At 69.2% G+C, this 24314-nt stretch carries 18 protein-coding genes; 8 read left to right on the forward strand and 10 right to left on the reverse strand.

The genetic code is table 11. The features are described 5' to 3' along the window. The first annotated feature begins 40 nt into the window (after positions 1 to 40). Positions 41 to 2668, forward strand: coding sequence for a S8 family serine peptidase (locus POL67_RS42820; protein ID WP_271926940.1), 2628 nt, complete (start codon positions 41 to 43; stop codon positions 2666 to 2668). Between the two features lie 48 nt (positions 2669 to 2716). Here POL67_RS42820 and POL67_RS42825 read toward each other — a convergent pair whose 3' ends face one another. The 3 genes from POL67_RS42825 to POL67_RS42835 are packed head-to-tail and all read right to left on the reverse strand — an operon-like array spanning position 2717 to position 6767. Continuing rightward, positions 2717 to 4507, reverse strand: a complete 1791-nt coding sequence (locus tag POL67_RS42825) for a sensor histidine kinase (protein ID WP_271926942.1) — start codon at positions 4505 to 4507, stop codon at positions 2717 to 2719. After that, complete coding sequence (locus POL67_RS42830; RefSeq protein WP_271926944.1) at positions 4504 to 5472, reverse strand: phosphate/phosphite/phosphonate ABC transporter substrate-binding protein; 969 nt, start codon at positions 5470 to 5472, stop codon at positions 4504 to 4506. Before POL67_RS42830 ends, POL67_RS42825 begins: the two co-directional genes overlap by 4 nt. Beyond that, positions 5457 to 6767, reverse strand: coding sequence for an STAS domain-containing protein (locus POL67_RS42835; protein WP_271926946.1), 1311 nt, complete (start codon positions 6765 to 6767; stop codon positions 5457 to 5459). The genes POL67_RS42830 and POL67_RS42835 overlap by 16 nt, the downstream gene beginning before the upstream one ends. Positions 6768 to 7150: 383 nt before the next feature. Between POL67_RS42835 and POL67_RS42840 the strand changes: the two genes are divergently transcribed. Next, positions 7151 to 8350: an acetyl-CoA C-acetyltransferase gene (locus tag POL67_RS42840; RefSeq protein ID WP_271926948.1), complete on the forward strand. Its 1200-nt coding sequence runs from the start codon at positions 7151 to 7153 to the stop codon at positions 8348 to 8350. Between the two features lie 20 nt (positions 8351 to 8370). After that, a complete protein-coding gene (locus tag POL67_RS42845; protein ID WP_271926949.1) occupies positions 8371 to 9756 on the forward strand; it encodes a flavin monoamine oxidase family protein in 1386 nt (461 codons plus the stop codon). A 31-nt stretch (positions 9757 to 9787) separates the two neighbouring features. Here the strand turns inward: POL67_RS42845 and POL67_RS42850 are convergent, their stop codons facing one another. Continuing rightward, positions 9788 to 10249 carry a type II secretion system protein gene (locus POL67_RS42850; protein WP_271926950.1) on the reverse strand — a complete coding sequence of 154 codons (462 nt, stop codon included), beginning with the start codon at positions 10247 to 10249 and terminating at the stop codon, positions 9788 to 9790. Between the two features lie 154 nt (positions 10250 to 10403). Here POL67_RS42850 and POL67_RS42855 point away from each other — a divergent pair, with 154 nt between their 5' ends. Further along, on the forward strand, positions 10404 to 10808 hold the full coding sequence (locus POL67_RS42855; RefSeq protein ID WP_271926951.1) for a SpoIIAA family protein: 405 nt from the start codon (positions 10404 to 10406) through the stop codon (positions 10806 to 10808). A gap of 30 nt (positions 10809 to 10838) precedes the next feature. Here the strand turns inward: POL67_RS42855 and POL67_RS42860 are convergent, their stop codons facing one another. Genes POL67_RS42860 through POL67_RS42870 form a run of 3 tightly spaced genes read right to left on the reverse strand, consistent with a single transcriptional unit; the run spans position 10839 to position 14351 of the window. Continuing rightward, positions 10839 to 12242 carry a serine/threonine protein kinase gene (locus tag POL67_RS42860; RefSeq protein WP_271926952.1) on the reverse strand — a complete coding sequence of 468 codons (1404 nt, stop codon included), beginning with the start codon at positions 12240 to 12242 and terminating at the stop codon, positions 10839 to 10841. A gap of 58 nt (positions 12243 to 12300) precedes the next feature. Further along, a complete protein-coding gene (gene argG, locus POL67_RS42865) occupies positions 12301 to 13668 on the reverse strand; it encodes an argininosuccinate synthase (protein WP_271926954.1) in 1368 nt (455 codons plus the stop codon). Positions 13669 to 13718: 50 nt separating this feature from the next. Continuing rightward, positions 13719 to 14351 (reverse strand): RNA polymerase sigma factor, encoded by a 633-nt coding sequence (locus POL67_RS42870; RefSeq protein ID WP_271926956.1) that lies wholly within the window; start codon positions 14349 to 14351, stop codon positions 13719 to 13721. A gap of 157 nt (positions 14352 to 14508) precedes the next feature. Between POL67_RS42870 and POL67_RS42875 the strand changes: the two genes are divergently transcribed. From POL67_RS42875 to POL67_RS42890, 4 genes are all read left to right on the forward strand, one after another. Next, positions 14509 to 17235: a serine/threonine-protein kinase gene (locus tag POL67_RS42875; protein ID WP_271926958.1), complete on the forward strand. Its 2727-nt coding sequence runs from the start codon at positions 14509 to 14511 to the stop codon at positions 17233 to 17235. A gap of 69 nt (positions 17236 to 17304) precedes the next feature. Next, positions 17305 to 18015 carry a hypothetical protein gene (locus POL67_RS42880; protein ID WP_271926959.1) on the forward strand — a complete coding sequence of 237 codons (711 nt, stop codon included), beginning with the start codon at positions 17305 to 17307 and terminating at the stop codon, positions 18013 to 18015. A gap of 443 nt (positions 18016 to 18458) precedes the next feature. Next, positions 18459 to 18998, forward strand: a complete 540-nt coding sequence (locus POL67_RS42885) for a hypothetical protein (RefSeq protein ID WP_271926961.1) — start codon at positions 18459 to 18461, stop codon at positions 18996 to 18998. 260 nt (positions 18999 to 19258) lie between these two features. Further along, entirely contained in the window at positions 19259 to 21547 is a 2289-nt protein-coding gene (locus tag POL67_RS42890; RefSeq protein WP_271926962.1) for an oxygen-binding di-iron domain-containing protein, read from the forward strand. A 3-nt stretch (positions 21548 to 21550) separates the two neighbouring features. Here the strand turns inward: POL67_RS42890 and POL67_RS42895 are convergent, their stop codons facing one another. Genes POL67_RS42895 through POL67_RS42905 form a run of 3 tightly spaced genes read right to left on the reverse strand, consistent with a single transcriptional unit; the run spans position 21551 to position 24308 of the window. Further along, entirely contained in the window at positions 21551 to 22621 is a 1071-nt protein-coding gene (locus tag POL67_RS42895) for an ABC transporter ATP-binding protein (RefSeq protein WP_271926963.1), read from the reverse strand. Then, entirely contained in the window at positions 22618 to 23625 is a 1008-nt protein-coding gene (locus tag POL67_RS42900) for an ABC transporter ATP-binding protein (protein WP_271926964.1), read from the reverse strand. Before POL67_RS42900 ends, POL67_RS42895 begins: the two co-directional genes overlap by 4 nt. After that, complete coding sequence (locus POL67_RS42905) at positions 23622 to 24308, reverse strand: DNRLRE domain-containing protein (protein ID WP_271926966.1); 687 nt, start codon at positions 24306 to 24308, stop codon at positions 23622 to 23624. Before POL67_RS42905 ends, POL67_RS42900 begins: the two co-directional genes overlap by 4 nt. Positions 24309 to 24314: the final 6 nt, after the last annotated feature.

Raw genomic sequence — 24314 nt, forward strand, 5'->3', positions numbered from 1 at the left:
CTGGAAAGGGCCCCAAACGCGGCGGCCGAAGAGGTAACACATGAGGCGCTTTCGCTGGATTCACCTACTTGCATTGCCCTCCTTGCTCGCGGCTTGCGGCGGAGAGCCCGACGGCGAGCAGGCGTACGAGAACGGGGATGCGTACGATCCCTCGTCGGTCGTGACGCGTGAGCAGAACGAGACCCCCGAGTTCTGGTTCGTGGAGCTCGAAGAGGCGCCGCTCCTGCGCGGCGGGTCGGAGTCGTTGCTCCTCCAGCAAAAGGTCGTGTTCAAGGCCGAGGCCGAGAAACGGGGCATCCCGTTCACCGAGCGGCTCTCGTTCCACCGGCTGTGGAACGGGCTTTCGATCCGGGTCGCGCCCGAGCACGTCGCGGATCTCGCGCGAATCCCCGGCGTCAAGTCGGTGTGGCCGGTGATCCCGATCCAGCAGGAGGACACGCCGGACGACAGCGGCGGCGCGCAGATGGACATGGCGACGGCGATCGCGATGACGGGCGTCGACATCGCGCGGAGCCAGCTCGGGCTCACGGGCGAGAAGATCCGCGTCGGCATCATCGACAGCGGCGTCGATTACGATCACCCCGATCTCGGCGGCGGGTGCTTCGGTCCGGGGTGCCGGGTCCAGTACGGCTACGATTTCGTCGGCGACGGGTTCCAGGCGGGTGTCGCGGGGGCGTATGCCCTTCCCGATGCGGATCCGGACGATTGCGGCGGGCATGGGACACACGTCGCCGGCATCGTCGGCGCGAATGGCTCGGTCGTCGGCGTCGCGCCCAACGTCACGCTCGGCGCGTATCGCGTGTTCGGCTGCGCGGGGTCGACGAACCCGGACATCATGATCCAGGCGATGGAGCGGGCGCAGCAGGACGGCATGCGTGTCGTCAACATGAGCATCGGCTCCGGCTATCAATGGCCGCAGTATCCGACGGCCGTCGCGGCGTCGAACCTCTCGAAGAGCGGCACGATCGTCTCCTGCTCGGGCGGCAACAACGGCGACCGCGGCGTCTGGGCCACGGGCGCGCCTGGCGTCGGGACGAACGTCATTGCCTCGGCCTCCGCCGAAAACACGCACATCGCGCAGCCCTCGTTTGCCATCACGCCGGATGGCAAGTCCATCGGGTACAACGCGGGCTCGGGCGTGCCTTTCGCGCCGTTCACGGGCACGCTGCCCCTGGTGGCCACGGCGACGCCGAACACGATCGCCACGGACGCGTGCACCGTGAATCCGCCGGCAGCGGGGAGCCTCCAGGGCAAGGTGGTGCTCATCAAGCGCGGTGGCTGCACGTTCTTCGAGAAATCGAAGAATGCGGAGGCCGCAGGCGCCGCGGCCATCGTCGTGTACAACAACGCGGCCGGCGCGCTCGTCCCCGGCGTCACGATTCCCGCGGGCTCGCCCGCAGGGACGACGCCCGTGGGGGTCCCGGTCGTCGGAATCACGATGGCGGACGGCGACCTCATCGTCCAGCGCATGGCCTCGGGAGCTGTGTCCTTGACGTGGACGGACGACACGGTCACCTCACCGAACAGCCTCGGCGGGCGCATTTCGTCGTTCAGCTCGTGGGGTGCGGGGCCGGACCTCTCGTTCAAGCCCGACCTCACGTCGCCGGGCGGGTCGATTTATTCGACGTATCCGCTGGAGCTCGGCGGGTTCACCTCGCAGAGCGGCACGTCGATGGCCTCGCCGCACACGGCGGGCGCGATTGCGCTGCTCATCGAGGCGACGGGCGAGACGAACTTCGACGCGATTCGCACGCGGCTCCAGAACACGGCGCAGCCGGTCCTCTGGGGCATCGATCCGTCGCAGGGCATCCTCGACAGCGCGCACCGTCAGGGCGCGGGCCTCATCCGCGTCGACCAGGCCGCGCTCACGAAGGCCAGCGTGTGGCCGAGCCGCATTGCGATCGGCGAGACGACGGGCCCCACGACGCACACGATCACGCTGAAGAACGACACCAACGAGTCTATCACGTACGACGTCACGCACCAGCCGGGCGTCTCCACGGTGGGCACGTACGGCACGCCGCAGGCGCTCTCGCAGCCGACCGTACCACCGAACGCGACGTTCAGCGCGCAAATCGTGACCGTCCCGGCGAACGGCACGGCGACGGTGGACGTGACGGTCACGCCGAACCCGAACCTCGCCGATCGGGGCGTGTTCGGCGGCTTCATCCAGTTCGCGCAGACGGGCGGCACCAAGACGCTCCGCGTGCCGTACATCGGCCTCAAGGGTGATTACCAATCGATCGTCGCGCTCGTCCCGACGGCGCAAGGCTTCCCGTGGCTGTCGCGTCAAAAGGACGCGACGACGTACACCAAGGAAAACGCGGGCGCGGTGTTCTCGATGTCGGGCACGACCAACGTGCCGAACGTCACGGTGCACATGGAGCACCAGGTGACGACGGTGAAGGTCGATATCGTCGAGGCCGCGGGCCTCCAGAAGCCCTGGGGCACCGCCTACACGTATACGTACGTCGGGCGAAACGCGGATCCGACGGGCACGTACTCGTTTGCCTGGAATGGGACCACGACGGTCGGCAAGAACGTGGTCACCGTGCCGAATGGCAATTACGTGATGAAGATGAGCGTGCTGAAGGCGCTCGGCGACGCGAACAACCCGGCGCACTGGGAAACCTGGACGTCGCCGTCGTTCAAGGTCGAGCGGCCCTGAATCTCGGCCCGTGGGGGGCTCCCGCCCCCCACCTCGTCGAACGCGTCGTCACGCCTCCGCAGATCGAAACGGAAACTCCAGCGTGAACGTCGCCCCGAGGCCCGGACCCTCGCTCTCCGCGACGAGGGTCCCGCCCATGGCGCGGGCCACGAGCGCCGAGGCGTGCAGCCCGAAGCCGTGGCCGCCTTTCCGCGTCGTGAACCCGTGCTGGAAGATCTTCGTGAGCAAGGCGGAGTCGATCCCCACGCCATTGTCGATGATCTGAATGCGCACCCGGTCCTCCGCCGGCCGCGCGAGCCGCACCGCGAGGCGCTTGTTCTCACCCTCGCGCTCGCCGAGCGCCCATTTTGCATTGCCGAGGAGATTCAGGACGATCTGCAGCACCTTGTGTTTGTCGCAGAGCGCCCGCGGCAAAGACGAAAGCGCCCGATCGATGACCACACCGCCCCGACCGCCGCTCGGCACGGCCATGCGCAGCGCGTCCTCCAGGACCACCGCGAGATCCACGGGCTCGTCCAGGTTCGTCACCGTGGCATAACTCTGCTGGAAATCGACGACCGCGCGGATATGCGCCACGTGCCCCTCGAGCGCGCCCACCAAGGAGAGCAGCTCGCCCCGCTCGGCGGTGAGGTTCTGGCCGAGCTTTCCAAAATACTCCGGCAGCCTGCGCCCGCGCTCGTCTTTCGAGAAAAACCCGGCCAGGTCTGGCTTCTGCGCCTCCAGCATCTCGGCGGCCTTGAGAATGGGATCGACCCGCAGCGCCCGCAGCCGCTCCGCGAGCATCGCGCTCGCGGTGTTCAGGTTGTTCAGCACATTGCCCACGTTGTGCAGCACGTTGGAGGCGATCTCCGTCATGCCCGCCTGCCGCGCGAGCTCGAGCGAGCGCTGCTGCGCCTCGCGGAGCTCCGCCGTGCGCTCCTCCACCCGCCGTTCGAGCTCCTCGTTGGACCGCCGGAGCGCCTGCTCCTGTCGTTCGAGCTCGGCATTGGCCCGGTGAAGCTCCTCGCGTTGCGCCTCGAGCGCCTGATTTGCATGTGCGAGCCTCTCGCGCTCCGCCACGAGCGCGGCGTTTGCCGCCGAGAGCTCCGCCGTGCGCTCCTCCACCCGACATTCGAGCTCGTCGCGCGCCACGCGTAATGCGCCCTCGCTCCGCGCGAGGTCCTTCATGGATGCGTCGAAGGGCAGGAGAATGCGCCGGTAGACGAACGCGCCGAGCAAGAGCATCAGCGCCACGGTCCCCACCGGTAGCGCCCGTTGCGCCTGCCCGAGCCAGCGCAGATCGGGCTCGGCGCGCTGGCGGATGTCCGCATCGAGCGTGACGAGCGCCTCCGTGAGTCGCTGCGACGCCGTCTGGAATCGCTCGATATCGGGGTTGTTCCGGAGCGATTGGTTGTCCGAGCGAAGCACACGCACGGCGCTCGTCCGCACCTCGGCCCATAAAGAATCCGTCGCGGCGAGCCGCTCCTTCGTCGCAGGATCGTCCTCGGAGACGAGCGAGACCTCCGCGCCGCCGATATGCGCCTTTCCCCCCTGCCGCAACGCGGCGAAATTCTTCGAGAGTTGCTCCTCAAATTCCTTCGCCAGCTTTCGCTGCCGGAGCAAAAGTTCCCAGTCGGACGTGGACAGCCCCACGACCGCGAGGTACGTCGTGCTCGCATAACGATCCAGGAGATCCCGCGTGGCGTCGGAGGCCGAAAGCAAGAGGCGGCTTTGCTCGGTGCGGCGGCCGATCTCGCGCACCGCCATCAGCGAGGCGAGCTGCAAGGCCACGCTCACGGCGACGAGCACCACGAAGGACCGGACGAGGCTGCGCATGCTCGCGCGCGGCGGCGTGCTCATCGGATCGCCACGATCCCCGCCTTCTCGGCGGCGGTCTTCATGGAGCGGTGGTCATCGTAATCGGCGTCCTCGACCTTCACGAACCGCGCAATGAACGCCGCGTCGAGCAGCCGCTTCCCCTCCGGCTCCTGGTGCATGCCGAGGAGCGTCCGCCGGAGCGCGGCGCGGAGTTCCGCCGGTAGATCCGGCGAAACCACGACCGGGCTCACGGTCATGGGACCAAGGCTTTCGAGGACCCGCACCTCGCCCGCGCGGCCGATACGCCTTTCGCGATCGTAATCGAGCACCAGGCTATCCACCCAGCTCGCGTCCGCCTCGCCCGCGGCCACCATGCGGATCGACTCCTCATGCGAGCCGGAGCGCACAATCTTGCCGAAAAAGCCGCTCGCGAAGCCGCGCTCCATCAAGCGGTGGCGGGGCGCGTTGTACCCGGTGTGCGATCGCTCGTCATTGTACACCAAGGTGCGTCCCCGGAGATCGTCCAGCGAATGGTAAGGGCTCCCGTTCCGGACCACGAGATCCGCGAAGTACACGGCCCGCCCCCCATAACGAGGGTACGTCATGATGGGCGCGCCGAGGAGCTCGGCGCGCGGGGTGGGCTCGTCGCGCAGCACGGTATAGGGCAATCCGCAGATGAAGCCGAGCTCCACGGCGCCCGTCTGCAGCATGCTGTTGATGGTGCTGTAGGCGAGGCCCGTCGTGACCTCGATCGTGATTCCATTTTTCCGTGCCAGATAATGCGCGATCTCCTCGTAGAGGTTCACGCCGGACTCCGACACGAACGCCCCGCTCATCACCATGCGCATCGGGCGCGCGTCCTTCGCGGGCGCCTCTCCCGTCACGAGGCCCGAGCGCTCGGGTGTACGCGCGTCCGTGGGCCCGATCAAAAAGACGCCGATGGCCGTGGCCCCGACGAGCGCCCCCAGAAAGCCCCATACGCCGAGCGATTTCAGGTACGCTTGCATGACGCGCCCCTCCCGCCCGGGCGGCGCCCCATGGCGAATGCAATGCCGCTCTGCAGCGTCCGTTGCGTCGATAACCCGGAAAAACCCTCCCCCAAGGCCACCAGCGTCTGCGCCACCTCGGGCCGGATTCCCGTGAGCATGACCTCCGCGCCGAGCAGGCGCACGCCCTGCGCCATACGCACGATCTCATCGGCGACCACCGGCGTGACGCGCGGCACGCCGGTCATGTCGAGGATGGCCACACGCGCCCCGCGCGCCACGATCCCCTGAAGGAGCGTCTCCTGCGCGTGTTGCAACCGCAAAGCCTCGAGCTCGCCGACGAGGGGCATGACCACGATATCGTCGGTGATGGGGATGAGCGGCGTGGAGATCGAGAGCAGCGTCTCGTTCTGCGCGCGCATGGCGTCCTCCCGCGCGCGCTGCTGCTCGATGGCCTCGTCGCGCTGCCGCTCCTCCGTGACGTCGCGCAGGAGCACGAGCGCCTCGTCGGCGTCGATGCCCGCGACGCGCGCCTCGAAATGGCGTGCCCCGCCCTTTTCCTCTAGCCGAAGTTCGAAGCTCTGCGCGTTCCCGGTGTCGATGGCGAGTTCCACATACGTTCCCATCTGCGCGCCGAGCGCGTCCCCGAGCGCGGCGGAGATCGGCTCGCCCGGCCGGAACACGAGGGTGAGCGCGTCGGCGCCGCGGGCCGGGTTGAAATCGCGGCACACGCCGTCCCGCGCCACGACGAGCAGCGCGTCGGGCAGGGCCGTGAGGATTCCGCGGTTCTTCGCCTCGCTCCGCCGGAGATCGGCTTCGGCGCGAGAAGAACGCTCGGCCTGGTTCCATTTCTCGGTGAGCGCGCAGGCGATCTGACGAACCTCCACTGGATCGAAGGGCTTTTTCAAGATCAAGAAGCGATCGGTCACGCCGAGCTTTTCCGTGATCTCGGCCCAGGAATGGTCCGAATACGCCGAGCAAATGACGGCCTGCAAGGTCGGATCCGCGGCCCATAGGTGCGTCAGCGTCTCCAGCCCGTCCCACCCCGGGGGCATACGCATATCGACGAAGGCGAGCGCATAGGGGGCCGCGACGCCGCGCGCTTGTCGCACCTTCTCCAGCGCCTCGGCGCCCTGCGAAGCAAAGGCGAGCTCGAAGTCCAGCACGGGCGGCGCGGCGGCGCGCACGCCGAAGATCGATGCCTCCATGGCATCGAGATCAAATGAGCTCCTACGAGGCTTCAAAATTTCCAGGAAGTCGCGGTGAATGGCGTCGCTGTCATCCACAACGAGGATGCGGCGATTGTTCGTGAGCATCGCGTCCATGCTTGCCCCCTGGACACAACGTCTCACGGAAATCCGCCCGCGTCCATCGGGCCATGCGTAGAAAACCTGCGCATGGACGGCGAGAATCAGCCGTTCCCCGATCCATGGAGGACGTACCCACGCGCTTTGGGAGCGCGCCGGGCTCGCGCCCCGTACGACGATCCACATCGAAATGCGCCTTTCTCTCAATCGAGAGGACCGATTCCTTTGACCCCCCACCGTTCGCCTCTCGTTCGCTGCGCTCCGTCACGGCGCGGGTCCGGAGGGAGAGATGGCTCGCGTTCGAACGGGGCGGTTGTCGGGCCTGGGGGCTTGCTTGGCACGACGGTCCGTCGCATGCTCCCCGCCCTCAACAGGACATGCACGGAGAAAACATGGCCAAGCTCAGCAAGGACATCGTCATCGTGGGCGCGAAGCGCACCGCGTTCGGGACGATGAATGGCGCGCTCAAGGGTGTCTCGGCGAACGATCTCGCGGCCCACGCCGCGAAGGCAGCCCTCGCGCAGGCCGGCGCGGCGCCGGGCGACGTCGGGCACGTCGTCGTCGGCAACGTCATGCAGACGAGCGCCGACGCGATCTACTGCGCGCGGCACGTCGGCCTCAAGGCGGGCGTGCCCATCGAGGTCCCGGCGCTCACGGTGAACCGGCTTTGCGGCTCGGGCTTCGAGGCGGTCGTGCAGGCGGCCCAGCTCCTCCTGCTCGACGAGGCCGACGTGGTGCTCGCGGGCGGGACCGAGAACATGTCGCAAGCGCCGCACGTCCTGCGCGGCGGGCGTGAGGGCTTCGCGTTCGGCAAGGCCCCGGCGCTCGAAGATTCGCTCTGGAGCGCGCTTACCGATAGCTACGTGAATTCGCCGATGGCCATCACGGCCGAGAACCTGGCCACGAAGTACGGTATCTCGCGCGCCGAATGCGACGAATACGCGCTGCGCAGCCAGAAGCTTTGGGCTGCGGCGAATGAGGCGGGCGCGTTCAAGGACGAGATTGCGCCCATCGAGCTCCCGGGCAAGCGCGGAGCGCCGCCGGTCTCGTTCGCGGTGGACGAGCACGCGAGGCCGCAATCGACGCCCGAGGCGCTCGCCAAGCTTTCGCCGGTGTTCAAGAAGGACGGCACGGTCACGGCCGGCAACGCGAGCGGCATCTGCGACGGCGCGGCCATGCTCGTCGTGACCACGGCCGAGAAGGCGCGCGAAAAGGGCTGGACGCCGCTCGCGCGGCTCCTGCAATGGGCGTCGGCGGGCGTCGACCCCTCGATCATGGGCATCGGCCCGGCCGCCGCCATTCCCAAGGCCCTCGAGCGCGCGGGCGTCTCGTTCGACGCGGTCGACCTCTTCGACGTGAACGAGGCGTTCGCGCCGCAATGGCTCGCCGTGCAGAAGGAGCTCAAGATCCCGCTCGACAAGGCGAACCTCAATGGCGGGGCCATCGCACTCGGTCACCCGCTCGGCGCCTCGGGCGCGCGCATCACGGCGCACCTCGTCCACACGCTGCGCCGCACGGGCAAGCAGATCGCCGTGGGCAGCGCCTGCATCGGCGGCGGGCAGGGAATCGCGGTCGTCCTCGAACGAATCTGATCGAAAGGAGCTGCGAGGCCATGGCCCCTTTCCACCAAGAACGCGAGGCCGACGTCGTCATCGTCGGCGCCGGCCTCGCGGGCCTCTCGGCGGCGGACGCGCTGACCCGCATGGGAAAACGCGTCGTGGTGCTCGAAGCGCGGGATCGCGTTGGCGGGCGCACGCTGGGCCGGGAGATCGGGGGCCGTGTCCTCGACCTCGGGGGGCAATGGCTCGGCGCGGGGCAACGTCGCCTCGGGCGCCTCGCCGCCGAGCTCGGCGTCGCGACGTTTCCCACGTACCATTCTGGACAAAAAGTCCTGGTGCGGGACGGGCGTGTCTCGACGTATGCGGGGACCATTCCCTCGCTCCCCGTCCCGGGGCTCGTCGCGCTGCACCTCGCGCTGCGCAAGCTCGACGCGCTCGCGGCGCGGCTGCCCGAAGGAAGGTCGCTCGCCGCGGCCGAGGCTTCGTCGTGGGACGAAGAAACGCTCGAAACCGCCGCCCGCGAGCTCCTCCTGCGTACCGACGTGCGCGAGCTCTTCGACGCGGCGGTGCGGGTGGTCTTCGGCGCCGAGCCGCGCGAGATATCGATGCTGTATTTCCTCGCGTACCTGCGCGCGGGCGGTGGCCTCATGCGGCTCGTCGAAATCGAGGGCGGGGCGCAGGAGCGGCGCTTCGTGGGCAGCGCGCAGGAGCTCTCGATCCGCCTCGCCGCGCGGCTCGGGGACGCCGTCGTGCTCTCCGCACCGGCACGGCGCATCGAGCAGGACGGGCGCGGCGTGGTCGTGACCTCGGACGAGATCGTGGTGCGGGCGCAGTATGTGATTGTCGCCGTCCCTCCAGCGCTCGCGGGCCGCATCGACTATCGCCCGCTCCTGCCCGTCGTGCGGGACCAGCTCACGCAACGGATGCCGATGGGCTCCACGGTGAAATGCATTGCGGTCTACGATCGGCCTTTCTGGCGCGAGGCGGGGCTCTCGGGGGAGGCCGTGACGAGCACGGGGCCGATGTCGGTCGTGTTCGACAATGGTTCGCACGACGGCGCGGTGCATTCGCTCCTCGGGTTCGTCGTGGGGCAAAAGGCGCGCGTCTTCTCGGAGAGGCCCTTGGACGAGCGGCGCGCGGTGGTGCTCGGGAGCCTCGGCCGCATGTTCGGCGAGCGGGCGCTCCGGCCGAGCGAATACGTCGAGTTCGACTGGTCGACGGAAGAATGGACGCGCGGCTGTCCCGTCGGCGTCCTGGGGCCCGGGGCGATGACCGGCGTGGGGCGCGCGCTGCGCGAGCCGGTGGGACGAATCCACTGGGCGGGCACCGAGACGGCGACGGAATGGACGGGCTACATGGAGGGGGCGCTCGAATCGGGCGAGCGGGCGGCTGGTGAGGTGGGAGCGCGGTTCGAGGGCGGGGCCCAGGGCCGTTCCTGAGCCAGCGCGGCGCGCTCCACCGGCGAGCGCATCAAAGGGCGCTCAATCGATCCAGATCGGCCGGCTTGAAATCGTCCCATACGTCGTCCTCCGTGTCCGGCTTTCGATCGTTGCCGCAGGAGATGACGTTGAGCTCTTTCCCTGCGCACAGAATTCTGTACGGGATGCCCCAGGGATCGTCCGTTTTTTTTCCGTCGATCTTCCCGGCGACCACGAGCTCCTCGATGGTCGGGCAATCTTCGGTGGCGCCTTGCAAATCGAGCTCGACGTACGTCTGAGCCGCCGTCTTGATCACGGACGCGCCGATGAGCGCGCTCCGGATGCGCGCCTTCTTGTACTCGGGAAACACGAGGTACGTCGCGCCCGACGAGATGATCGCCATGATCGCGATGACGAGGAGCACCTCGACCAGCGTCACGCCGCGGGATGCCCGGCTCCAGCGCCGCCGCGTGCCCCCGAGCCTGCTGCCAACGAAGGAATTCTGGTTCTTCATGGCAAACGCGGATGCTACCGCGTGCCTCGTAAGACTGTCCAGTCTTACGTACGCCTGGAGAAGCAACACAGCGACCAGCGCTCCCAACCCGTTCCGTTCGCGTAGAACGTGAGCCAAACTGGACGCCACACCCGCGTTCGTGCACGCTCGCCCCATGAGCGTCGAGGAGACGTGGGTGGGCCTACACTACATTCGATTCGAGCCTGACGATCTCCTCCTGATGGAGTTCCACGGGCCCATCCTACCCGGCGAGATGGCGGCGCTCGCACGTTTGACGGACGAACGATTGCTCGCGCGGGGTCGGCTCTTCGTCCTGTGCGACATCTCCGACGCGGGCGGGTTCAGCCACGGATCACGGCACGAGCTGCGGGATCGGCCCCGGAAGCTCCCTCCGCATTTCGTCGCGTACGTGGGCGCGCCTGCCCCCGTTCGTGTGGTGCTCGATCTCGTCATTCGCGCCACGAGCTCCCTCACGGGCGCGAAAATCGCCCACCGCTTCTTCGAGACGCAGGCCAAGGCACGCGCTTGGCTCGAAGAGATGCACACGAAGGCCGCGTGAGGCCTACACGGGATGGTCAGGGCCTGGCGCTCATTTCCCCGTGCGCAGCCACCGCAACGCGTCGTCCTCCGTCGTGAAAAACGAATACAGCGGCAACCCCGTCTCGACCGAGAGCCTCTGAATCTGCATACGCCCGAGCGCGCTGCTGACGAGGTTCGCCGCGCGCACGAGGCCATTCTCCCGCGCGTAGGTCATCGTCTTCTCGACGAACGCGCTCACGTCGGGCTTCTGCGGCGGGAAATTCGAGATGTTCGCCAGGACGTACCAGGGGTTGCCGCGGAGCGGCTTCGTCTTGCGCTCGAACTCTTCCCAGTAGGCCTTGCCATCCCCGACGTCCCAAAACCCCCACACGTCGACCCGGACCACGTTCGTCGCGCCATCGACCGTGACCAAAAACCCTTTTTTCGCGACTTCCCGTGCCGGGGGCGGAGTCGGCTGCGGGCGCGAAGCCGGCTGCGGGCGCGAAGCCGGCTGCGGAACGGAAGCCGGCGCCTTGGGTTTGGCGGATGGAACCTGCTCCTGCGACGAACGCACGCTCTCGCGCACGAGGTCCGTGAGGGCCGCGATGGCCACGGTCGCCCGCGGAAAACGAGCCGCCACCGATTTCGCGGTCACGCCGGCGAACCAGACATCGAATCCGGCAGGGAGATCCACGCCCTTGCGGCGCTTGGCCCGCGTCTCCGGCGACTCGCGCGGGCCGTCGGAGATGTCAGCCGCGAGCAGGATCGGCGAGCCGTCGCGCTCGAGCTCCACGGCCCAGTAAGGCTCGCCGACGAGCAATTCATAGGCGAGCTGGCCGAGCGCATAAATGTCGGCGGCCGGGCCGACGTCCTGCGAGGCCTCGACCTGCTCGGGCGCCATGTAGAGCGGCGTGCCGAGGATGCCGCGGGTCGTGATGCCGGTGACGACCGGCTCGACCGTCTTCACGACGCCGAAATCGAGGACCTTGATGCAAGGCGTACCGTCGTCGCGCCACGAGAGGAAAATGTTCTCGGGCTTGAGATCACGGTGGACGACGCCCGCGGCGTGGAGCCTGTCGAGGGCGATCGCGGTCTGGGCGAGATAACGGAGGACGTCCTCGATGGCGATTCGAATGCCCTGATCGAGGACCGCACCGAGGTCGCGGCCGCGGAGCAGCTCCATCACGAGGAAAGGCAGCTCGGAGCCGGGATCGATGCCGACGTCGAGGATCCGGACGATGTGATCACTCTCGATCGCACCCGTCGCCCGTGCTTCGAGCTCGAAGCGCTTGCGGCCCTGCTCGCTCGTCACGAGATTCGGGAGCATGACTTTGAGGGCGCGCCGGCTCGAGGTCCTCTCGTCGGCGACCTCGTAGACCGTGCCCATGCCGCCGGACTTGATCGCCCGGATCACCCGATAACGGCCGTGGAAAAGCGTATCCGGGGGGAGGAGCGCGGGGCGGGGCAGCAGCATGGCGGAAAGGTGAAGCTACCAACGCCCCCGCGCGGCGACAAGCGCTCGCCGTGGCCTCTCAGGAGAGGCGCTTCGGCCCGCCCTCGCCCTCGCCCTCGCCGAGGACGTCGCCGAAGGACGACGCCGACGGGCCCGTGAGGCGGCCGAGGCGCTCGGCATAATGGAGCAGCAGCGTGCGGTTGTCCGACACGGCGAGGTTCTGGATCTCCAGGGCGCCGATGCGATCCTCGGGGGAGAACGCGGCCTCGGTCTTCTCCATGGAGAGTTTTTCGGGCGCATACGCGCTCTTCTCGGCGCGGGTCTCGAGGATCGTGTAATCGTCGCCGCGGCGGAGCGAGAGGCGCACGATGCCGCTGATCGGCGTCGCGACCCAGCGGGCGAGCGACTCCTTCAGCATCATCGCCTCGGGGTCGTACCACTTGCCCTCGTAAAGGAGACGGCCAAGGCGGCGGCCGAGCGTGCAGTAGAGGTCGGTCGTGTCCTCGTTGTGCGTGGCCGAGAGCAGGCGCTCGTAGGCGATGTGGAGCAGCGCCATGCCGGGCGCCTCGTAAATGCCGCGGCTCTTCGCGCCGATGACGCGATTCTCGATCTGATCACTCATCCCGAGCCCGTGCCGGCCGCCGATCTCGTTCGCCGCGACGATGAGCGCGAACAACGACGAGAATCGAGCGCCGTTCAGCGCGACGGGCACGCCCTCGGCGTATTCGATCGTGAGCTCTTCCTCGGCGATGGCCACGTCCGAGCGCCAGAAAGGCACGCCCATGATCGGGTTCACGATCGTCATGCCCTTGTCGAGGAATTCGAGATCCTTTGCCTCGTGCGTCGCGCCGAGGACGTTCGCGTCGGTGCTGTACGCCTTCTCGGTGCCCATGGGGTACGGCATGCCGATCGAATCGAGGTACTGCGCCATCTCGGTGCGTCCGCCGAAGGCGTCGACGAACTTCTGGTCGAGCCAGGGCTTGTAGATTTTGAGCTCGGGATCGACGAGCACACCATAACGGTAAAACCGCTGGATGTCGTTGCCCTTGTGCGTGCTGCCATCGCCGAAGACGTGCACGCCCTCCTCGCGCATGGCCCGGACGATGGCCGTCGAGGTGACGGCACGGCCGAGGGGCGTCGTATTGTAGTATTTGCGGCCGGCGGTCGAGAGGTGGAACGCGCCGCACTGGATGGCGATGATGCCCTCGCGCGCCATGGCCTCGCGGCAATCGACGAGCCGAGCCTGGACGGCGCCGTGCGTGAGCGCGACGGGCGGGATGTCCGCCGGGGTCTTCTCGTCCGGTTGGCCGAGATCGGCGGTATAACAATGTACGCGGAGGCCCTGGCGCGAGAGCCAGGCCACGGCCGTGCGCGTGTCGAGGCCCCCGGAGAATGCAATGCCGAGCGCGGTGCCCGGCGGAGGAAGGGTGCGGTAGATGCGGCTCATCTCGCCGCGTGCGATAGCAGGCCACGACGCGCCGCGAAAGATGTTTCTTGCTAGGACTCGTCCCCGACGAGCCCCTCGCGCCGCCCCATCTCGTAGAGCTTTTCCTTGAGGTGCTGGAAGCGCTTGCGCAGGCGCGCGGCCGCTCGTTTCCGCTCGTCCGCCCCGAGCGGCGGCGCGTCCTCGCCGTGGAGCACGACCGCGAGGTCATCCCATGAGAGCTGCCGATCGACGCGAAGCATGAGGAGCTCTTGCTCCTCGGGCGGCAAGCGCGCCCGGAGCTCGGCGAAACGATCGCGGCGTTCGGTGCGGAGGTAGGAGCGCGTGACGGTGCGGACCTCGGCCTCGATCGCAGAGAGCGCGGAGCCCTCCGGCAAGGGCACGACCCGCGCGGCGCGGCGCTTCTCCGCGCGCCGAAAATCGAGGGAGGACGTGCGCGCCACGGCATACGCCCAGGTGCGGAAGGAGGCGTCCCAGCGAAAGCTCGGCAGGCTCTTCCAGAGCTTCTCGGCGAAAAGGGAGAATACCTCGGAGGCATCGGTCTCGTTGCGGTGGAGCGCCGCGACGAACTCGAAGATCTCGGGGCCGTAGGCGCGCAGGGCGACGGACGTGGCCGCGCCGATGTCCCCGCCCTCGGCGAGGCGGCGGATGTCTGCGTCGATCGTGCGCCTTTTTTCCGCGTCCATGCGAGAGGAGGCGCGAGCCCGAGGGCTCTGCGCGGGCGATCCATCTTGCCCGTCGGGCCGTCGCTTGGGAAGTGCTCTCCCGCGCGAAACGGCGCTGCCGGATGGTATGCTCGCAGGGTCCATGCCAGGCGAGCCCTTGTCCGGACGCACGGACGAAGTGCGACGGGACGTCGACGACGACGACGACGCGTCCCTGTCGTCCTCGTCCGAGGACAGCGAAGGGCCGATCACGCCCGATCCCTTCCTGGCGAAGATCGCGCGAATCCCCTCACGCGAAGCCCCCCGCACGCCGGCGACGTTGCCGCGCCCCGGCGAGCGCGTGGGGCGCTTCGTGGTGCGCGAAGAGATCGGTCGCGGCGGGATGGGCGTGGTGTTCGCGGCGACGGATCCCACGCTCGGCCGCGAGGTCGCGCTGAAGGTGCTCTTGTCGGAGGACGAGGAGCGCAAGCGGCGGCTCTTGCGAGAGGCGCGAGCGGCCGCGGCGCTGGGGCACGCGGGGGTCGTGGCGATCTACGACGTCGGCGAGGATTGCGGCCGCGCGTTCATCGCGATGGAGCGGCTGCGCGGATCGACGCTGCGCGAGCGGCTCGACGCGAGGCCGAAGGACACGCCAGCGCTGCCGCCCGACGAGGCGCGTCGCGTCGCGAAAGACCTCGCCCGCGCGCTCGCGAAGGCGCACGGCCGCGGCCTCGTACACCGCGACCTCAAGCCCGAGAACGTGATGATCGAGGGCGACGGGCGGTTGATCCTGCTCGATTTCGGGCTGGCGAAGGCGACACACGTCGAGATCGATCCGGTCTCGGTGGCCACCGCCGACGGCGCGATCATCGGCACGCCGAGCTACATGTCGCCCGAGCAAGCGCAGGGAAAGCCGGTCGACGCGCGGAGCGACGTCTTCTCGTTCGGCGTGATGGTCTACGAGATGCTGACGGGGAAGCGGCCCTTCGTCGGAAAAAACGCGGCCGCCGTGCTCGCGTCGATCGAGGGGTCGGTGCCGACGCCGCCGTCGACGATCCGCGCAGGCGTCGATCCCGATCTCGAGCGCGTGGCGCTGCGGTGCCTGCAAAAGGAGCCGCACGCGCGGTACGAGAACGCCGGGGCGATCGCGCGGGAGCTCGATCACGAGGCGCAAGGGAAGCCGGGAAGGAAGCGCTTTCTGGCCCCGGCGGCGCTCGGGGTGCTGCTCTTGATGCTCGTGGCCGCGATCGGGGCGTCGAGGCTCCGCGGCGCCGAGCGAGCCGCGGAGCCTTCAGCGCAGGCCCCGGCGAACACGTCTCTCGCCGCGACGAACGCGCGTACGCCCGTGGTCGCGACGGATCTGCCGAGCTCGTCGTCACGGAGCGAGGAGGCGCGCGCGGCATACCGCGCGGGGCTCGAAGCGTTCCGGGCCGGCGGCTCGTGGGGTCCCGAATTTCAGCGTGCGATCACGCTCGATCCGGGGCTCGCCTCAGCGCACGTGCAGTACGCGGCGATCGGGATGGCGCAGCACCTCGACGGCGTACGCGAGAGCTTCCGGCAAGCGCGGGCGAAGAGCGACGCGCTCTCGCCGCGGGACCGCGCGCTGCTCGACGCGATCGAGCCGGTCGTGCAGCGCGAGCCCGCCGACTGGGCCGAGGCGAGCCGCAGGCTCGGGGCAATGATCAAGGACCACCCGGGCGACGCGCAGCTCTGGTACTTCCTCGCGCTCGGCCGCGGCAACTTCGACGACTTCCAGGCCGCCATCCAGCACCTCCAGCGCGCGATCGAGCTCGATCCGCAGTTCGCCCGAGCGCTCAGCTCGCTGGCCGTCTTCGAGGCGTACCGCGGCCGGTTCGACGAGGCGCAGAAGGCCATCGATCGATGCCTGCAGGTCGCGCCGGACGCGATGGCGTGCCTGTCGTACCGCGCGCGGCTCGAAGGGTACGCGGGCCGATGCGCCGCGATGGAGTCGACAGCGCGGCAGATGATCGCCCGCGGCGCACAGGCGCACCTCTCGTACCCGCTGCTCGCCGACGCACTCGCGTCGCGGGGCGAGCCGAGCGCGACGGTGGAGGAAGCGCTGCGGCACGCGGGCAAGCAAGTGGACGAGCTGCCGAAGGGCACGGCGGAGCTCGTGCGGAGTCGCGTGCTCATCGTGGGCGCGATGCGCAAGGCCGCACTCTACGGCGACTTCGAGGAGGCGCTCGAACATGCGCGGGCCCTCGGGCAGAAGGCGGAAGCAAGCGCGCGGCGCAACGATCACGGGATCGCGGCGCGCGCGGTCGCGGAGCTCTTGCTCGAGTCGGGGCAACACGCGGAGGCCGGGGCGGTCGCACTCGGGTATCTCGATCGGCAAGGCGCGTGGGAGCCCGATCCGAACGCGGAGGACTCGGCCCTTTCGAACGACGCGACGCCCGCATTGCTCGTGACGGCGCGGCGCGCCGGGGCGATCACGCGCGAGGGCCTCGCGTCGCGCCGGCGCGCGTGGCTCGCGGAGTGGTCGTCCCGCGTGACGCCGGCGGCGCGCAGCTATCTGTGGCTGCACGGCTGGGCGGCGACGACGATCCTGGCAGAGGACGCGCGCGACGCACTCGCGGCGCTCGCGGAGCACGGGCCGCTGCCGCCGTATGTACCGGGCACGTTGGTGGGCGCGTCGGCGGGCGTCACGTTTCTGCTCGGCGGTCGGCTCGACGAAGCGAAGCGCTGGCTCATGCAGGCGGCCGGGAGCTGCGCCGCGCTGAGTTTTCCGATGGCGCACACGCGGGCGCATCTGTGGCTGGGGCAAGCGCTCGAAACGTCGGGGGACACACGCAGCGCGTGTGCGTCGTACCGGACGGTGCTCGATCGATGGGGGCGCGCGCGACCGCGGAGCGTCACGGCGGACGAGGCGCGCGAGCGGTCGACACGGCTCGGCTGTACACGCTGAACTTTTTTCGTCACGCGCGCCGAGGCTCTACGTCGATCCCCATGAACGGACCGACGGAGGGCCTTCCTGATGCGCATTTCGCAGACGTTGTTTGCCGCCGTATCGATCGTCGTCTCGGCTTCGCTCCTCACGACCGCATGCGACGCACCCGCGGGCGCGGGGGACACGAAGGGACCCTCCCGAGAAGCCTCGGAGGCGACGTTCGTCTTCGCGGGCAAGCGCGGTTCGACGGGCCAAGCGTGGCGTTCAGTCGGGCCGGACGGCAGCGAGAAGCTGCACGGCGAGACGCGCCTCATGCTGGCGAGCGGGGCCGAACGGCAGGTGATCGAGGACGTGACGCTCGACGCGCGTGGCCGCATCGTGGCCGCGGAGATCACGGCGACGAGCAGCACGCCAAACGAGCCGCCGGTGCGGCTGCGGCTCGCGCCTTCGGAGGGACTCGTGCGGATCGTTTCGGGCTCCACCGAGACGAGCTTCCGCGTGCCGGCGGACGCGCCGTGGGTCTACACGGCCCTGCCGGCGGATCTTCCCGCGACGCCGATCGCTGCGTGGATCGCGAAGCGCGGGGCGGATACGGCACCCTGGCTGCGCGTGGTCTCGGCGAGCGAGGCGCGGAGCTTCCTCGCGCCGCTCGATCAGGTCGTCGTGCGAACGGAGACGGGCACCACGGTGGTGCTCGGGCAGGACGCGGCGGACACGGACACGGTGTTCGTGCGGGACCTGCGCCTCTCCAGCGGCGAGTCGATCACGCGGACGAACGGGCCTGCGCTCGTGTTGTGAAGCGCTTCCACGCGCGATCGATCCAGCGAGCAGCAGCACGCGGAAGACGTCGTCACGCCCGCGGACGCGAAAACCTTCGTCCTCCAAGCAAACGCATCGACATGCGCTCGGGTTCGTGGGGCTGGCGGTTCCAGCAGGACAACCCCGACCCCACGACGAGGCCTTGATGGGCTCGCCCGTACGGTGAGCGCAGCGCGTCTCGCCCCTCCTCATGCGCTCGTGGGTGCGCGGGCGCGCACGGCCCTCCGCTGACCTCGCTTCCCCGCGACAGGCGTAATCCAAACCACGCCAACTACGTCAAAAAACTTCGATCATGCCCCCGTGGAGGCAGGCTCGTCACGAGGTTCCAAGGGCTCGGGGGCCCTTTCGCGCGCGCTCGACACGTTCGGGCAAATTTTTGGCGGAAAGGTCGCCGGTCTGCATGTAGACTCCGTCCCCTCAACATGCCGACCGCTCGTCGTCGCCTCGAAAGCAAAGACATTCCGCAAGCAGACAGCCTCGAAAACGTCCGCCGCATCATCGATGCGGTCGCCGATGGCTCGAAAACGAAGGCTGACGTCTCCGACCGCACCGGGATCAACCCCCGCCACGTGCTCTACGGACTCCACACCGCTCGGGTGCTCGGGTTCCTCGCGGAGGAAGAGGGCAGCGGGTTCGGGACCACCGAGCTCGGCAAGGCGCTCGGCAATGCCGCGGCCGGGAGCGCCGAGGAGCGCGAGGCGTTCCGCAAGTCGATCCAAGACAGCGAAATCATCGGCGCGATCGCCCCCGGGATCCTCTCCGACAAGCCGCCCACGCAGGACGCGATCACGAAGCAGATCGTGAAGCTCAGCGGGCTCTCGGATTCGACCGCGGGTCGCCGCGCGCAGACGTTGATCTCGTGGCGCACGCAGATCATGTCGCAGCTCGGGACGGGCGTCGTGCCGAGCGCGGATGACGCCGCCGACGAGAGCGACGAAGACGAGACGGTGGCCCAGGCCTGATCGGACCTCCCACGCGCCCATCTCCGGTCACGGGGTGGGCGCGTTTGCCATCCATGGTCCGACGACACGCGCCCCCGGGTCGTCCTCCTATCGACGCAAGATGTGCGCTCCTTTTGACGTGAAAACGTCAATGGTGTGACGCGCCATTGCGAACGCTATCGTTTCGCCCGGTGCGTATGCCCGTGCTACCCTAGCTTTCACTGGACTCCGGTGCTTTCCGCAATGCCGGTCGCGGAGGGTCCCTTGGTGGAAACGAGCGCATGATCGCCGTGGAACGGGCGAATCGAGAGCGCGCAGAGGCGCGCATCGGCACGCTTTTGAAGGGAAAGTGGCGGCTCGATATGCTGCTCGGCGTGGGCGGCATGGCGGCCGTCTACGCGGCCACGCACCGCAACAAGAACCGCGCGGCCGTCAAAGTCCTCCACACGGACCTCGCCGCCGAGCCCGCGATCCGCGCCCGTTTCCACCACGAGGGGTATGCCGCGAACGCCGTCGGCCACCCCGGCGTCGTCCGGATCCTCGACGACGACGAGACCGACGACGGCCTCGCCTTCCTCGTGATGGAGCTGCTCGAAGGCGAGACCTACGACCGCATCGCCCAGCGCTGCGGCGGCAGGCTCCCCACGCCTGAGGTGCTCGCGCTCGGGCTCGCCGTGCTCGACGTGCTCGTCGCCGCCCACGAAAAGCGCATCCTGCACCGCGATCTCAAGCCCGAGAACATCTTCCTCACGCAGACCGGCACCATCAAGGTCCTCGATTTCGGCCTCGCGCGCGTGCTCGAAGCCGCGGTCGAGCAAGGCCGCATCGTGACGAGCTTCGGCATGACCATGGGCACGCCGGGCTTCATGCCCCCCGAGCAGGCGCGCGGCGACTGGAACGAGGTCGACGCCACGAGCGACCTGTGGGCCGTCGGCGCGACCCTGTACACGCTCCTCTCCGGCAGCCTCGTGCACGACGCCGGCAACCTCACCGGCAGCCTGATCCTGGCCGCCACGAAGCCCGTCGGCTCGCTCGCGCTCGTCGCGCCGTCCCTCCCCCGCGCCGTGATCGAGCTCGTCGATCGGGCCCTCCAGTTCGACAAGGCGAACCGCTTTCAGGACGCCGCCTCGATGCGCGTCGCCGTCACCGACGCGATGCAGCCCACGACGCGTGTCTCGCCGGGGAACACGCCCGAAGCCCATCGCCTGTATGGCAAAGCGTTGATGGAGCCGAGGGTCGGCACGAGCTCCGAGCCAGCCACCCTCGCCATCGCCGGCACGAAGCGCCCGCTGCCGCCCACGTTGCCCACGCCGCCGGACTCGGCGCCGGCCCTCGCGCCTCGCGCCGCGCTCGCTCCGGAGGCCTCCCTCGGCCAGCTCACGCCCTCGCGCGGCACGAGCGGCCCCCTCTCGCCCGCCGCACGCCCCCCGGCCGCGCAGCGTCCCGCGCCGCCCCAGCCGAACGACCGGCCCGAGGTGGTCTCGCCCATCGAGATCGCGAAGGACACGTTCTGGGTCGGCAAGCGCGACCCGAAGAGCATCTTCCACGCGAACCCCTACCTGCGCATCTTCCGCCCCCAACCCGGCTTCGAACAGGCAGGCCCGTTCCATCTGCTCGTCGACCCCGGATCGAGCTCCGACTTCGCCGTCGTCTCGGCGAAGATCGGCACGCTCATCGGCGGGATGAACAAGCTCTCCGCGCTGTTCGTCAACCACCAGGATCCGGACGTCGGGTCGAGCGCCGCGGTGATCTCGGCCCGTTACGCGCCCGGCGCCTCGATCGTCTGCTCCGAGGCGACGTGGCGCCTCATCGTGCACTTCAACCTGCCGCCCGAGCGTTACGTCGACACGGCCCGTTTTCCCCGCGGCTTCGACGTGCCCACGGGCCACATGATGCTCCCCGTCCCGAGCCCGTTCTGCCACTTCCGCGGCGCCGTGATGCTCTACGATCCGGAGACACGCGTGCTCTTCACGGGGGATCTCTTCGGCGGGCTCACGCCGATCGAGGCGCGCGGGCTCTGGGCCGACGAGAGCGACTGGGCCGGCATCCGCGCCTTCCACCAGACGTACATGCCGACGAACCGCGTCCTCACCCGCGCGATGGACGTCATCCGCGCCCTCGATCCGCCGGTCGAGATCATCGCCCCACAGCACGGCCGCTTGCTGCGCGGCCCGCTGCTCCACCGCTACATCGAGCGCCTCGCGCGCCTGCCCGTGGGCCTCGACATCCTCGACGACGTCGCCGACGAGGAGACGATCACGGCCTGGAACAGCGTGCTCCGCCGCGTCGTCCGCACGGCCCGCATGGTGCTCGGCCCCGAGGCCGACGAGCTGCTCCAGCAGCACGAAGACCTGCGCGACGCGCTGCAAGTCAGCGGCGATCAGGTGCGCCTCTCGTCGCTCGGCCGCTGGACGCTCGGCGCCGTCGTCGAGGCCCTCACGGTCGGACAAACCCCCACGATCGCGAACCCGATCAAGCTCGAAGCGGTCCTCGCCTGTGAAGAGCTCGAGCTGCCCTCGCCCGACATCCGCATCGAGGACGCCGAGTCGGCGGAGCACATGGGCGCCTGAGGTTCAGCCCTCGCTCGGCGGGCTCGCGGGGATCGAGGGCCTCGCGCTCGGTCGTGGCGCCAGCAACTCGCTCGCTTCCGGGTGGAAACACGCCACGCGATGGTGGCTGCCGGGCACGATCTCCGTGAGGTCCGGCGCCTCGACGTCGCAGCGCCCGTTCTCGGCTTTCTGGCAACGCGACTGGAACACGCACCCGCGCGGCGGTTCGAGCGGGCCGGGCGGCTCGCCCCAGAGCACGCGCCGAGGCCGCGGATCGCCGTCCTCGCGCGGCAGCGCTCCGAAGAGCGCCCGCGTGTACGGGTGCAGCCGCCGCTCGGCGACCTCGCGCGCCGGCCCCATCTCCACGATGCGGCCGAGGTACATGACCGCGATGCGATGGCTCATGTAGCCGACCACGCGCAGGTCATGCGAGATGAACAGGTAACTCACGGACAGCTCGTCCTGCAGCCGCTCGAGCAGGTTCAGGATCTGCGCCTGCACCGACACGTCGAGCGCGCTCGTGGGCTCGTCGCAGACCACGAAGTCGGGCCGCACCGCGAGAGCCCGCGCGATCGCGATGCGTTGCCGCTGCCCGCCCGAGAACTCGTTCGGGTAACGATCGAGCGCCTCGGGGCCGAGCCCCACCTTCGCGACCATCTCCTCCACGGTCTCGTTGGCCTCGCGCGTGGTCTTCGCGAGCCGGAGCGCCGCGATCCCTTCGCCCACGATCTCGCGCACCGTCATGCGCGGGTTGAGCGACGAGTACGGGTCTTGAAAGACGATCTGCATGCGCCGGCGCAACGGCCGGATCGCTCGCTCGGAGAGGCGCGTGATGTCTTGCCCGTCGAACACGATGCGCCCGAGCGTGGGATCGACGAGGCGCAGCACCGTGCGCCCGAGCGTGCTCTTGCCGCAGCCCGACTCACCCACGAGCCCCAGCGTCTCGCCCGGCCGGATGTAGAAGCTCACGCTGTCGACCGCGTGCAGGAACTTCGGCGCGCGAAAAAACCCCTGCCGCACGGGGTAGAGCACCGAGAGCTTCTCGACCTGGAGCAGCGGTTTGCTCGAGCGAGGTTTGTCCGGTCCGCCGCTCATGCCGCGCCTCCTTGCAGGAAACACCGGACCACGTCGCGTCCGCCCTCGGCCTTGAAGAGCGGCGGCGCCTCCTCGCGGCACCGATCCATCACCTCGGGGCAACGCGGCGCGAACGCGCATCCGCCCGGCGAACGCCGCGGATCTGGCAACGATCCTTCGATCGTCGGCAGCGCCTTTCGTTTCTCTCCGCGCGTCCGGAACGAGCCCGCGGGCGGCACGCTGCGCACGAGCGCCTGCGTGTACGGGTGCCGCGGCGACGCGAGCACCCGCGAAGGTGGCCCCGTCTCCACCACCTTCCCCGCGTAGAGCACCACGAGCTCGTGCGCGATCTCCGCGACGAACGGCAGATCGTGGGTGATCACGAGCAAGCTCATCCCGAGCTCGCGCGCTTGATCGGCGAGCAGCGCCATGATCTGCGCGCGGAGCGCCATGTCGAGCGCGCTCGTGGGTTCGTCCGCGACGAGCAGGCGCGGCGGCGCGGCGAGCGCCATCGCGAGCAGCACGCGCTGCCGCATGCCTCCGCTGAGCTCGTGCGGGTAGCTGTCGAAGCGCTCGTCGGGCCGGGGAAACCCCACGCGGTGGAGCAGCGCGAGCGCGCGGGCCCGCGCCTCCTTGCGGGACATGCGCTCGTGCAGGCGGAGCGCCTCCATGATCTGCGCGCCCACCGAGTAGACCGGTGTGAGCGCCGTCAGCGGCTCCTGGAAGACCATCCCGATCTTGCCGCCGCGCACCTGTCGCATCGCGCGCTCCGGCAGCGTGAGCAGATCCTCGCCCTGAAACACGATCGCGCCGTGGTCGATCCGCGCGCTCGGCGTCGGCAAGAGTCGCAGGATCGACAGCGCCGTCACGGTCTTCCCGCAGCCCGACTCGCCCACGAGCCCCACGGTCTTGCCTTGCGGCACGTCGAACGAGACGCCGTCGAGCGCCTTCACGCGGGTGCCCTCGGCGGTCGCGAACGAGACGGCGAGGTCGCGGACCGAGAGCAACGGCTCCTGAGCCGTCACCGGACGTAGACCTCGAGGCGCGGGCCCCGCTTCTCCACCACGCCGAGGGAAAACGTGATCCCGCGCGGATCGTTCGGGTCGGCCATCACCGCGAGCCCGTGCTCCGCATCGGTCCGCTTCGCCCATCGCTGCACCACGTGCGTCACGTCGAAGCGCACCGGGCTCGGGGACGTCACGCCCACCGTGCCCGCCGTCTCGGCCACGTCGAGGCGCGGGCTCCGCCCCCACGACACGAAATCGGCGCGCCAGGGGTCGAGGATCCGCGCGATCGAGAGCGACACCGGCTGGGTCGGCGGCTCGGATGCGGTCGCCGTCTCCAGCACGAGGAACGCCGACGACACCTCGCCGACCTCGGCGACGGGCACCTCGAAGTGGAGCAGGAGCGACGTATCCCCCGCCGCGCTTCGCCCGAGCGAGACGGCCTCCGGCAGCGCGCCCCCGCCGCCGCTCGGCCCCTTCGACGAGACGACCGCGACGGCGTCCGGGAAGAGCACGAGGCGCCGCGCGTCCAGCGCGGCCACGACCAAGTCTTTTTTGGGCCGACAGCGGCCGACCACGCAGGCGTCTCCCTCGGCCGCGCAGGGCACGTCCGCGGCGCAGAGCGGCGGGCCGGGAGGGCGCTGCACGCAGCCGAGCAACGAAACGGCGAGGAGCACGGCGAAAGGCGGGCGAGCGATCCACACGGCGGC

This window comes from Polyangium mundeleinium, assembly GCF_028369105.1.
In the GTDB taxonomy this organism is placed as follows: Bacteria; Myxococcota_A; Polyangia; order Polyangiales; family Polyangiaceae; genus Polyangium; species Polyangium mundeleinium.